The following is a 13,664-nucleotide window of genomic DNA, read 5'->3' on the forward strand; positions in this document are numbered from 1 at the left end:
TCATGCACAGGTTCCAGATCAAAGGAGGGATTAACGTGGAGGAAAGTCACCCATGCTGCGATCAGCATATATCCACGAAATCACGTTGTCAAGCGATTTCTTCCGTCGGACGGATTGATCAAAAATGCGATGTGATCGGCCTGCTACTCGCAGACTGGGGCGGGACCGCCGTTGAACATGTAGTCGACGATGTAAACCAGATCGGCTATGTTGATCCCGTTCAAGCCATCTACGTTGGCCGCCTGGAGCACGGGGGGTTCAGGACCACCATTGAACATATAGTCAACCAGGTAGACCAAATCGGCAATGTTTGGATCGGAGCCGTCTCCGTCGATATCTGCGCAAACAAACAAGAGCGCATCCAGGCCACCCGAATAACAGGTAAGACTTCCGTCGCGACCACCGACCACCATCTCCATCGATCCATCGCCAACGATGTCAGGGATAGCTGCGATACCATCGACCGGCGTGAAGAAGTCGCGTGAGTGCAAAACCTCACCATCGACGCCGTCAAGAAAGTAGCAGTAGTTACTCGTGTACAACGTGCCAATGAGAACATCATCGATCCCATCACCGCTGACATCTGTGATCTTCGCCGTCGTGGCCGGTTTGTCGGCCACCACCTGTGACCAGATTACGGCGCCGGTGAGGCCGTCAACGGCCTGGGCGATTGAACCGAAATGGGCCGGGACAACATCGGGGTAGCCGTCGCCGTTCACATCGTCAAGACTGGCAAAGCCGGTGATTCCTCCGAAACCACTGGTCGTAAACACAGCCGAGCCTTCTTTGGTCTCCACTCCGATGACGTGACCGGCTGAGAAACTGAAGTCACCCACCAAAACGTCGGGTGCGCCGTCTTCACTGATATCACCAGTCTGAGCCAGCGCCCACACCGAGCTTCCCGGCGCCACGAACTCCCACTTGATAGTGCCCGTAACGCCGTCGATACCGAACGCTTTACCGATGCTCTCATCGGCATTGGAAGCTCCGGCCACGACGTCCGGTCGGTTGTCGCCGGTGTAATCCTCGACTCCGATCACGGCGAACCCGGTGCCGCCCAACGGGCATTCCCATATAGGCACACCTGATAGTCCGTTGAGACAGTATACCCTTTTGGGGCCGGTGTTGGCGCCGTCGTTGCCGACGGCTGCCAGGACGTCAACGGAACCGTCGTTGTTGTAGTCATAACTACAGTCGACCTGGTACACCCATCCGCCGTCACCATACTCATGGGTGTCGTGCGTCCAGATCTCGGTGCCGGTTTTGCCGGATATCGCTCGGATGAGCCTTCCCCCCCAGGCTGATCCAACCACAACGTCGCTGTAACCGTCTTCATCGATATCATCCATGGTGCCGACACCTTTTTGCGAGTATACCGAGCCACCATAGATCTCATGCTCCCACATGAGATCGGGGACGCCGTGAGAATTGCCGTTGAAGCAACGCACGTAATAGTCCTCGGAGCATACTATCACATCCGGCACAGCGTCGCCGGTGACGTCCGGTATAGACACTATTGCTTTGGGTGTGTTGTCCGTACCGCCGGTGATTTGGTGAGCCCAAAGAGACTCGCCGATTGGCCAATCCTGTATCAATCCACTACCTGATAGCGATACGAAGACAGTATCCTCGTCCAGGTCATCGCTGACAACAGCCAAGGTTGCACTGTAGGGGATAGCCATGACCGGATGGAACCATATCCCAACCTCTGTGGAAGACAGAACCGGCAAAACAACCGGCCATCCTACCTGATCATCAACGGCAAAACTGCCGTCGTCGGAAACAATGTTACTGATAGTTAGGGGTTCATCGCCCAGATTCAGTATTGTCATGTCCCAGCGCGTAAAGGCATTGCCGCGCACCGTACTGTATACATGAGAGGTCGACGGCAAGCTGATGTCGGGACCGGGGTTCACGGAGTTGGCGGTGAGAGTGATGTCGACGGTCGGATTGACCGGATCGGTTGATTCAATGGTCGCCACCGCGTCCAGGTCACCGTTGGACTGAGGAGCGTATATTAGATCGATAAGCGTTTGACTTGATGGACCCACCACGATCGGCAGAGCGGTGGGGCAGTAAACGTCACCGCTGCCAGAAAAAGTGATATCGTCTATTGTGAGATCGGCCGTTCCGATGTTTTCGATGGTAGCGATCCAGCCCACCGTGTCACCAACCGTGACCACTCCGTAATCGTGCGCGTCCAGCGGCAGATTTATCACGGGCGTCCCGGCGCCGGAGAGATCGATCTTATACAAGTAGTCTTCAGACGAACCCACGCCGTTATCGCAATACCATAGGAACTGACCATCGAATACTATCCCGGCCGGATCGACCCCTTCGGAGGGGTTGCTTTCCAACACGGCGCCGGTGGCGGTGTCGATTTTGTACAAAGCATCGCCCCAGTAGTCGGCCATCCAGAGGTTCCCGTTTTCCATACAGAGGTCCCAGGGCTGGTTGTCGGGCGCTGTGAATTGCTTGATCACGCTACCGGCACCATCCAGATGGTAGATCGTGGCCGGGTCGGGATAGTATGTGGACGCCCAAAAACTTCCGGCATTTTCTGCAATGCCGGACATGTAGTGATCGGGCAGATTGAACTGCGACACCAGCCCGCCACTGCCGTCCAGTTGCAGAGCAATGGCCGGATTGGAGCTGGAGCCGGGATGGTGGGTTGTCCACCAGTATGTCCCATCGAAGGTTAGTCCAAAAGCATCATCCTGCGGGCCGGTGAAAGCCAGGGTGTAGCTGCCGTCGGCAGGATCGATCTGATATACGTTACCGCCATTGGACCCATAGATGCCGCAATACAGCCAGGTCCCATCCCATGCCAAACCTGAGGCTCCCTCCGGAACCGGATAGGTAGCTACAATTGACCAGGCGCGAGAACTGCCTCGAAGAACTTGATCTCTTCGACCGGCGTCGGCAACATCCGATTGAGCAATTGTCAGGATTGTCAGGCAACAGAGGATAATGAGTGATTTTGATATTCGTGCAACTTTCACCGGGACACTCCTTATTACAGTTTGTAGACACGAGAAGTTCGGGAACAGTCGGTTGGTACGGCGTTCCCATCATTACCAATATACAAACAAAGTCGGTGTCGTCAATGTTTGGATTGGATTAGTGTTGCCCGACGTTTGCCGAACTAATGAACTCTTACAGTCGTGCGCAAAACATGCCCTGTTGGCCCACTTTTCGCTTGACAGGAGCGCACTTGTGGGCTGATATTCCGTCAATCTTGAAACACAATTCGACCAGCTAAGTGTGGACGACCGTTGATGCCAAACAGAGTAACTATCACCGATTACTTCAGGAGGATCTATGTCTAAGCGAAAACCGTCAGCAGCAGCTAAGTGGGTGGTTACGCTCATCATGTGTGCTCTTCTTTGCCCCATCTTGCATGCCGATGATGGCGATTGGGGCGGTCGATCGCTACCGCCTGTCGGTCCACCTGACTCTGTCGATGTCTACGACTCTGACCGAAGCTACTGCCCATCGTATGGGGGCAGCCATCAATATGAATCTATCGCCAGTGTTACGACCATTCAAACTGATCAGACGATGACCATCACTGTCAACATCTGGATTGCGAACCCGACCGGCTGCACATCCGGGTCTCCTTGTCCCGAGTACGATAACAGCCCGGAATACGTCAATGCCTGGATCGATTGGGATGGTGATGAGGTTTGGGAGAGCCACGAACGGGTCATGGATGTGGCCCTGTCCGGCTATGTCGGGATTAACTATCAGGGTACCATGACGGCCGTGGCGCAGGTTACCGTTCCCCCCGGGGCGGTGGCAACAACTATGCTTCGTGCCAACCTGGGTTGGGATTATGATCCCAATGATCCGTGCGCATATAGCTGGACCTGGGGCGATGCGCACACTCAGTCGGTGACGGTGGAGTCGAGTACGATTAAGGTCCGAGAGATCAGCATATCACAGGATGTCGGAATCACGTCTGTTGGCAACCCGGTCTGGCAACAAGCATACGACGGCGACGGTAACCCGATGGGAAACACCACAGAGAAGCCGATCGCCGACGCCATCAATAGTTCGCAGAATCCGCGTGAATTCGATCTTCACGTAATCCTCGGATCATATCCGGATGTACCTCCGGCCGACCTGCGAACGGAGTGCCTGTGGAAAATCGACGGGCAAACCGGAGGCCTGGGGCCGATGGGTATTGAGGGGTTTGATGGACTGACCGGCACGGTTGATTTGTTGGTCCCCTCGACGGTTGGGAAATACAGCGTCAACCTGGAGTTTACTTTCAAGAACGGCTTTGATATTATTGGAACACAGGTTGTGGACCTGAGCGAGTTCTATGTCATCTTGCGCGGTGGCCCGAGTGATAACAAGGGGCAAATCTTCCTTGAAAAGGCCTGCTCCTGGGGCGCAGGTGCATCTGACGACGCTACGGCATGTTTTATAATGGCCGAGGGCATTTACTCTCAGAGCGGTTGGCTGTACCGGGACAATGGGTCGGCAACGCGCTGGGTTGAGTTGGTCAATGATCAGTCATCCGAGGGAAACTGTGTGGATTTTGCCAATGTGTGGGATTTCCTTTGCAAAGTTTTGGGGGTTAACGGTACGCAGCCCAGTGATCGACATTACGGTGCGAACAACACCGGCTTCGTGACCCACAGTGGTAACAGCTCGATGGATGGTTTACCCGGCAACGCTTACGAACTAGGGAGCTCGTATGGCACTCGCGACCGTTGGTCCTTTGGGATGCATCAGGTCGGTCGCCGTGGGTCCTATTTATACGATCCGACGTTTGGAAAACGGTACCAGCAACATTCGACTTATGTGGCGTGGAATAAGACCGTATGCGTAGACAATCCAAGCTCGGGAGTAGTCCAGGTCTGTTCAGCGGAGGCACCGGGCGGCACGTTCTATTATCTTTATCTAACATACCTCAATTACGTTCAGTGGGCGGCGGGTAATCACCCCTGGCTCACCGATATTTATGACGGACCTTATACATCTCCACCGCAGGAGATATGCGGCGAGGGGGGACCAATGCTGGCCGATCTCAGCGGCTTGGCAACGGGCGGGGCCGGCGGTGATGGTGCGGCTTGGTTCGTGGGGAACTGTGCCGATTCAGCCATCGATACCGACGGCGATGGTGTCGCCAATGTCCTCGTTGTGTGGACCGATGTCGAACTGACGGTGGACGATTCTGTTCTCGTGATTGCCACCCTCTACGACGGCGATGAGATGGTCAGTGCCCGCTCGTCGATGAACCTGTCGACGTTTGCCAACGGTAGTTTTGTGGCGGAGGCTGGAACAAACACGGTCATGTTCGAATTTAGCGGAGAGGATATCTGGAGACATGCCTATGATGGGCCCTTACAGATCAAGCTGCTTCTGATGGATTCCTCCTCCTCTCTACTTGACACACTGACCTGCGAGACACAACCCCTCAACCACCTTAACTTCGGCGAGATACCGGCGCGAAGTTTCGCCTGCTCCGACGCCGCTGTTGACACCAACGCCAACGACTTGTATGATTATCTGGCGGTAGAAGTATCGATAAACTCATCCAAAGCTATGAGCTGTCAAATCGGGGGATTCATCGCCTCGGATACAACCTTCATCGCCGAGTCGACGGGCAGCGCAACTCTCGCTCCTGGTGTCAACTTTGTCACATTGTGGTTCAGCGGGCAAGAAATCAACAGCGCCCAACTGGACGGACCCTTTCAGATCAACACCATCATTTACGATAGCCTTGGAACGCCACTTTTTGGCAATGAGTGCATGACGTCAACCTACAACTACCTCGACTTCGAGCCTAAGAAGGGCAAGATGGACGGCTATTTCGACAGTGGGCAGGATATAGACGGCAACGGATTGTACGACCTGCTTAGGGTAGGCTGTATTGTCACGGTTGAAGATGCGGGAGATTATAGTCTGTCGGCCTGGCTGGCCGACGGTGACGGCAACGAGATTGGCTTCACCGAAAGCGCGTTTGCTATGGCCAAAGGCTCCGACACCATCAACCTGGATTTCGAGGGCACACAGATTTACGAGAATGGAAATGATGGCCCCTTCGTGCTGAGCTACATTGTGCTGGAAAAAGCTGATGGGTCGGTACTGAATGACTACAGGGATGCCTACACCACCAATCCCTACAGCTATATGTCATTCGAGCGGCCAGAAGCGCCGCTTATCGCATTGACCGGTAGCTACTCCGACTACGGGGTGGATACCGACGGTAACGGTCTGTACAACCTGCTCACTGTCGATGTGGAGGTAACGTGCGCCGATGGCGGCGTGGCCGTGGCCAACGCCCAGCTTGTGGCGCCGGATGGCGAAACCATACTGTGGGCGTCGGCGTGGGCCCCGGTTGAAGCCGGAGTACCGACATCGGTTTCCCTGGATTTCGATGGTCGCTACATCTTCGGAACCTTGCTGGATGGCCCCTACCAGTTACAGGACCTGATGGTATATCACACCGGAGACCCCAGCCAGGCGGCCTTGATTCCCCAGGCGCATACCACCACTGCCTATGAGTATACCGCATTTGAAGGAGCCGTAGTTTTGTGCGGATACGTTGCCGAGGGAGTTACGCCGTTGCCCGGGCTTCTGGTATCGATTAGCGGCGGCGATTATGATTACTCGAACGCCGAGGGCTATTACTCTTTGGTGGCCCTGACTGCCGGTACGTACACCGTTTCGATGGAGTCTCCCCCAGGATACGATCCGGATTCCTGGATGATCTACGTCAATGATGTAAATGTAGGCACCGGCACCTGGCTGACCTTGCAGGCGAACGTCGGCGAAATAACGCAGATCGATTTCAGATATATTGTTTATGGAAGCCTTGTCGTGTCGGACAACGGAGCCGGTTTGGAGGGAATATCAATCGATCTGTACGATGGTCTGGATTCACTGGTGCATCTCGGTTGTACTGACTCCGAAGGAATGTGCTCGTTCGACAGTGTGAAAACAGGCAGCTACACCGTTGCGGTGATTCCACCCCTGGGATACATCCCGGACTTGGAGGAGTTCGAGTGTATCATCACTCCGGGTGAAGCGGACACCGCCGTGTTCAATCTGGAGCCGATGGTAATCGTACCAACTCAGCGGTCGTCCGCATATTGGAAACGCGCCGTTTCACGTGTCAAGTACGGGAACGGACCTGACAGTTTGACCATGCGCTATCGGTTTCCTCTCATGGTTGATTTGATGTACGGGCATTTCCAGAACAATCGTGCCTATCCCATCCCGATCTTCGGTGAACATTATCCGGGCAATTCATCAGGCAAAGTAGCCGCTCTCTTGAGACTTCTCGGGGGCAGCCGGCCGAAAGTACACGATGATTCCATAATGATGTACAATCGTGAGCCCGAAAGCCAGACACTCGGAAACGTGATACTCGATCCCCGAGCGGCAGCTATTCGAGAACTCACCGCAACGCTTCTGAATATAGTATCAAACAAACTGGCGACCTTCAACGAGATCGCTGATGATGGCGCCATAGTCGGTCAGGTCTTGGTTTACACAAGCGGCTTGATTTACGATTCTGAAGAAGACAACGATTTGGAAGCGTATGAACTGCTGCGCGATGTGAATTACGGTCGTTCTTTGGCCTCCGGATCGATACCGCCCGGCACTCCCGGTATTTCCTACCGGCCATCGGAGCCAGGCGTAATGCCATCTGCAACCAGCCTGGCTCAAAACTATCCCAATCCATTCAATCCCAGCACCGAGATTCGCTTCGGCTTGCCGGTAGCATCATCGGTGCGTCTGGATGTGTACAACCTTCTGGGGCAACGGGTGTCGACACTGGTCGACGGTGATTATACAGCCGGGGATCACTCTGTCACCTGGGATGCATCTTCTTTCAGTAGTGGAATCTACTTTTATCGTCTGACATCCGAAGGTTTCACTGAGTCTCGAAAGATGTTACTGCTGAAATGACATCTTTTACGCAACACGAACGCGAAAGGACAGCATGCAAGTGCTGTCCTTTTCTTCATGCGTCAAATGTCGACAGCGAGTTTCTCACCGTTATTTCCTGCGGGCCGACAAACGCTCAAAAACCCGTTGATTGATCCGGTTTTCTGACTTATCTATAGGGCTAATGTTTAGCGCCAAACTGGGCCTGCGCAACTTCAGAGAGGATTTCCATGTTGACCAAAAGAGCGTCGTCAGTTTTCCGATTCACAAGTGTGTACGAACTGTTCCTCGCGGCGGTGGTATGTCTGTGTTCTATCGCCGTTGCAGCCGACTCATTCGCCCAAACTACTCCCGAGTACGGCATCCGAGACAAGACCCCCAACAAGGTTTTACTTGTCAATGCTCGGATTGTAGTGTCACCCCGGCAATCATTTGATTCCGGCTCGCTTTACATTGTGGACGGGCGGGTGGCCGCTGTCGGCAGTGATATACAGGACACGGCCGGCGCGACCGTAATCGATTTGCGCGGTCGCACTATTTACCCAGGTTTCATCGATGCCTTCACCGACTACGGCCTGCCGACAAAGAAGAAGGCGAAGAAGAAATCAAAGGCATCACCAGAGTATACCCGAGATCGAGTTGGCGGCTCAGCCTGGAACGCGGCGATTCATGCCGAGAATAACTGCGTTGACGAGTTTCGTCCGGACGACAAAGCGGCCAAGGAACTGCGTGAACAGGGATTCACGGCCGTTCTGTCGACGAAGCACGACGGAATCCTGAGAGGGCGGTCATTCGTGGCCAGTCTGGGCGAGGGACTGCCCAATGACTTGATTCTACGGCCGCATCATTGGCATGGCGCATCGTTTGACAAGGGCAATTCTCAGCAAGAGGTCCCTGGCTCTCTGATGGGCAGTATTGCTCTGTTGCGACAAGTGTTCCTTGACGTCGACTGGTATACTGACGCGCACGCCGCATACAGCCTGAACCCGAACCAGATCAAACCGGAGTTCAACGCCGCCCTGGAAGCGTTGGCTGCTGTCAAGGACAGGACACTGATTTTCGAAACGAACGACGAACTATCTCTGGTGCGTGCCGACCGTGTGGCGCGAGAGTTCGGCCTTCCAATCGTACATGTCGGCAGCGGTCGTGAGTACATCGCTCTGAAGCAGATCAAGCAAACCGGCGCATCTCTGATTCTGCCCCTCAATTTTCCCAAGCAGCCCAAGGTGCGGACCATCGAAGATGAACTCGATCTCAGCCTGGCGGAGTTGCGTCACTGGGAAACAGCGCCGAGCAATGCCGCGATGGTCAACGACGCTCAGATCACTTTCGCACTCAGTACCCACAGGCTGAAGAAAACATCCGAGTTTCTCACCAATGTCCGCAAGGCGATCGACCGTGGCCTACCTAAAGAAAAGGCACTGGCCGCGCTGACCACGGTACCGGCGGAGCTGTGTGGTATTGGAGAAATGGCCGGCAGCCTGGAACCGGGTAAGCTGGCCAATTTCTTGATTTGTGATGGAGACGTCTTTGATAAAGATGCTACCATCCACTCGGTTTGGATAGAGGGAAAAGAGCACGAACTAAAACCGATTCCGGCCGCAGACATGCGAGGCGAATATGCGCTCAGGCTGGACACCATGTCGATCAGGCTGAAGTTCACGGGGACCGAGTCAAAGCTCAAAGGTGAATACGGCCGGGGCGATGAGTCCTTCAAACTGGAACACGTTTCCTCCGAAGACAACAAGCTTAATTTCTCAATCAGGCTCGACACCCTGGGTTCCGGCGGCTTGCTGCGGTTCACTGGGAGGTTTGAGGACGGAACGCTGGTTGGTTGGATGAATTCTGAAGATGGGACGAGACAGAAGTGGACGGCCAACCGAACAAACGAGTACGTGGCGGAGCGGGACACATCCAAAAGCGTCGACCCCGAACAACTCTTGTCGAAGCTCACCTTTCCAAACAAAGCGTATGCACCAGTTGAGGCGCCCGAACAACAAGATGTTCTTGTAAAGAACGCCACGGTGTGGACAGCCGAGAGCGATGGCGTGCTCGAGGGAACTGATCTCCTGGTACGCGGCGGCACAATTGCAGAAATCGGGGTCGACTTGAAAGCAGCCGACGACGTGCCGGTGATCGACGCCACCGGCATGCACGTAACCCCCGGTATAATCGATGCCCACTCGCATATTGCCATTTCCGGAGACGTCAACGAGGGGACCGAGGCGATCACCAGTGAAGTGCGGATTGCCGACGTAGTCAATCCATACGACATAGCCATATACCAGCAATTGGCCGGTGGTGTGACGGCGTCACATCTGTTGCATGGGTCGGCAAATCCTATCGGCGGACAGCTTCAATTGATCAAACTGCGCTGGGGCGGCACCGACGAAGAACTGAAGTATCGAAACGTGCCGAGCCATATCAAGTTCGCCCTCGGAGAGAATGTCAAGCAAAGCAACTGGGGTGAACGCTACCGCACAAGGTATCCCCAAACACGCATGGGTGCCGAGGCGATCATTCGCGATGCTTTTCAAGCCGCACGCGAGTACGAAGCATCGCTTTCAGAATATGATGCACTCGGGAAAAAGGACCGGTCACGGACCGTCCCGCCCCGGCGCGACCTTGAACTGGAGGCGCTGGTTGAGGTTTTGAACTCGCGCATGCCGGTGGCCTGCCATGCCTACGTTCAATCGGAAATGTTGATGCTAATCCGACTGGCCGCAGAGTACGGTTTTCAGGTCCGGAGTTTCGAACACGGGCTGGAGGCTTACAAGATTGCAAGCGAACTGGCCGAAGCGGGCGTGGGTGTGTGCACCTTCTCAGACTGGTGGGCTTACAAATTTGAAGTCTACGAAGCTATCCCCTACGGCGCGGCGCTGCTCCATGAAGGGGGCGCACTGACTGTAATCAAATCCGACAGTCGTGAGATGGCGCGGCGTTTGAACCAGGAGGCCGGCAAGACGATCCGGTATGGCGACATTGATCCGGTCGAGGCGCTCAAGATGGTCACGATCAATGCGGCCAGGGTCCTGGGCGTTGATGATCGGATCGGGAGTATCAAGGCGGGCAAGGATGCCGATTTTGTCATCTGGAACGGTCCTCCCCTTTCGATGTACAGTAAACCACATCAGACGTGGATTGACGGTAAGAAGTATTTTGATATCGAAGTCGACCGGCTGCTACGCGCCCGGATTCGTGAAGAAAAGAACGGTTTGATTCAGAAGATCACCAAGTTGTCGGACAGGGAATCCAAGTACTCACCGGAAAGCAAAGGGGACGATCACCCCGAAGGAGCATATAGCCTGGAAAGCGAGGTCAACTGATGCGGACCCTATTTGTTGTTTTGTTTCTGACGCTGTTGTCCACGGCTTCCGCCCACGACTATGTGCCGGGCCGTCCGCAGTCGCAGCCGATACTATTGAAGGGAGGCGACCTCAATACAGTTAGTCACGGCGTTCTGGAAGCGACTGACTTGTTGTTTGCCGCCGGCCGTATTACGGAAATAGGCAAGGACCTGGCTCTCCCGCCGGGCGGTCGTGTGATCGATGTGTCCGGTCAGCAGGTCTACCCCGGCCTGATCGCACCCTGGTCCGGTTTGGGGCTGGTGGAGATCGGAGCGGTTCGGGCAACAGTCGACTTGCGAGAAGTAGGCCAGGTCCATCCCGAAGTGATGGCCCATATTGCCTACAACACCGATTCTGAGATTATCCCCACGGTGCGCGCCAATGGTATCACCACAGCCCTGGTTGTGCCGCAGGGGGGGATCATAAGCGGACGATCCAGTCTGATGAACCTGGACGGCTGGAACTCAGAGGATGCCTCGGAAAAACTCAATGTCGGCCTGCATGTAAACTGGCCGCGCCAACGAATCGTCAATGCCTGGTGGATGGAGAAAACAGCCGACGAACAGAAGAAGGAAAACGCCAAAAACCGAAAACGTCTTGGCGATACTTTTGACGCTGCCCGATCTTACTATCTGGCCAAACAGGCAAACCCGGACATTGAGGTGGACACACGCTGGGAAGCCATGTTGCCGGTGTTCTCAAAATCGATGCCGGTGTTCATCCATGCCGGTGAATACAGACAGATCGAACAGGCAGTAGCTTTCGCCAAGAAACAGGACATTCGCGTGGTGTTAGTCGGCGGTAGCGAGGCTTACCGCCTGGCCGACCTGCTGGTTGAGAACGATATACCTGTTATCCTCTCCAACCTTCACTCGACGCCGATGCGCGAAGATGATGACTATGACCTACCGTATCGTCTGCCCAGCCTGCTGGCAGACGCAGGCGTTGAATTCTGTATCTCCAGCGGCTCCGGCGCCACCGGCACGATGAACCTTCCCTTCCAGGGCGGACAGGCCGTCGGGTACGGCCTGGACCCGGACGTTGCCCTTCGTGCTCTGACATTGAGCCCGGCTGAGATTCTGGGCGTGGAGGGCGATCTCGGTTCACTGGAAGTCGGCAAGAAAGCCACGCTGGTGGTATCGCGTGGCGATATCATGGATGTGTTGACTAATGCCGTAACGCACGAGTTTATAGAAGGCAAAGAGGTCGACTTGAACTCGCGGCACGTCGAGCTGTACCAAAAATACCGCGCCCGACAGTCGCAGCATTGACTTTGCGCCGGGCTAGCCATCAGGGAATCAGCAGCTTCATTAGTGATGTAAGCGAGGTAATCAGGACGGCGCTTCGAGTACGTTAGCATAGGAGGTGATGTTGTGGGCGGGTATCTAGCATGGTTTGCAGGGCTCTTTTGGGGTACAAACGAAGGGAATCCCAGATTCCACGGTGACCCGGTTGAACAGATCAATGAGTTGTCGAGGATCATCGTATCCTCTTGTGAAGAAAACTTGAGCGAAAAAGAGCAACTCGGAGTGTTGACCGAGGCCGTCGAGGCGGACTTTCTCATTCGGAACGCCGTGGATCGGTTCGAAGACACATTTAAGAGTGGGAAGATCTATGGCGAATCACAAAGCCAACAGCGCGCGGCAAGCACTATGAACGAGTCCAACGTGTATCGTCGGAAGGGGAAGGAGACACTTAACTCGATTCATACTCACACCGTCGCAATTGGCGATGCGATATTGCACTTGTTAGGGTTCGATACTAGTCCCTTATTGAGTTTCGATCTCCATCAAGGCACAGGGAAATCATATGGTCATGTAGAGCCCAGAAGGCCAAGATTCACTACCCAAGTATTAATATGGAAAACCTGCAGATGGCTCTGCAACTGACTGGGTCCATCAAACTTGTGTGGCAATCCATGCTTGATCCCAGGATTGATAGTTGCACACTGGTGACGGACCTAGAAGCGCTGGCCGCTGAGGGCCAACTCTGCAAACATCCCGATTTCTGTTGACCTGTGTCGTAAGATCAGGGCTTAGGCACACCAAAGGTTGCGGCGGGAACAGGCCCCGACTCGTCGTTTCGTCAACCGGGAGGAGTAGGTCAGGAGGATTGCGCTCCTGTCACGGCAGGTCTCTAAGGGCAGGCTTGCCCTACGGGACTGACCTACAAGTCTACATCTGATGGCGCATAGCTGTGATGTGGGCGACCATGGAGCAACAATACCCTTCGGGCGAACCTCGTATTGCCGCTCTCAGCAGGCGTTTAGGCGAATATTCTTACAGGGTAGTGCAAGGATTATTGTGTAAATTGTGAATTAGGGTTTGGTTTGAGTTTTCGGTTAAGTTCCTTGACTTGAGTAAAGATTATTCTTTCACAGCTTTTTTCATCTCTAAATGAGTCAATCAG

Annotated in this window: 5 protein-coding genes; 4 read left to right on the top strand and 1 reads right to left on the bottom strand. The window is 54.5% G+C overall.

The features are described 5' to 3' along the window. Positions 1 to 143: 143 nt before the first annotated feature. On the bottom strand, positions 144 to 3,002 hold the full coding sequence (locus OEV49_16570; GenBank protein MDH3892679.1) for a choice-of-anchor D domain-containing protein: 2,859 nt from the start codon (positions 3,000 to 3,002) through the stop codon (positions 144 to 146). Between the two features lie 319 nt (positions 3,003 to 3,321). Between OEV49_16570 and OEV49_16575 the strand changes: the two genes are divergently transcribed. The 4 genes from OEV49_16575 to OEV49_16590 all read left to right on the top strand — a co-directional run bounded on the left by OEV49_16575 (position 3,322) and on the right by OEV49_16590 (position 13,269). Then, positions 3,322 to 7,929, top strand: a complete 4,608-nt coding sequence (locus tag OEV49_16575) for a T9SS type A sorting domain-containing protein (GenBank protein ID MDH3892680.1) — start codon at positions 3,322 to 3,324, stop codon at positions 7,927 to 7,929. A gap of 209 nt (positions 7,930 to 8,138) precedes the next feature. Next, a complete protein-coding gene (locus OEV49_16580; GenBank protein MDH3892681.1) occupies positions 8,139 to 11,234 on the top strand; it encodes an amidohydrolase family protein in 3,096 nt (1,031 codons plus the stop codon). Continuing rightward, positions 11,234 to 12,526 carry an amidohydrolase family protein gene (locus OEV49_16585; protein ID MDH3892682.1) on the top strand — a complete coding sequence of 431 codons (1,293 nt, stop codon included), beginning with the start codon at positions 11,234 to 11,236 and terminating at the stop codon, positions 12,524 to 12,526. The genes OEV49_16580 and OEV49_16585 overlap by 1 nt, the downstream gene beginning before the upstream one ends. 602 nt (positions 12,527 to 13,128) lie before the next feature. Beyond that, a complete protein-coding gene (locus tag OEV49_16590; protein ID MDH3892683.1) occupies positions 13,129 to 13,269 on the top strand; it encodes a hypothetical protein in 141 nt (46 codons plus the stop codon). Positions 13,270 to 13,664 lie beyond the last annotated feature (395 nt).

It is taken from the genome of Candidatus Zixiibacteriota bacterium, assembly GCA_029860345.1.
Lineage (GTDB): Bacteria > Zixibacteria > MSB-5A5 > GN15 > FEB-12 > JAJRTA01.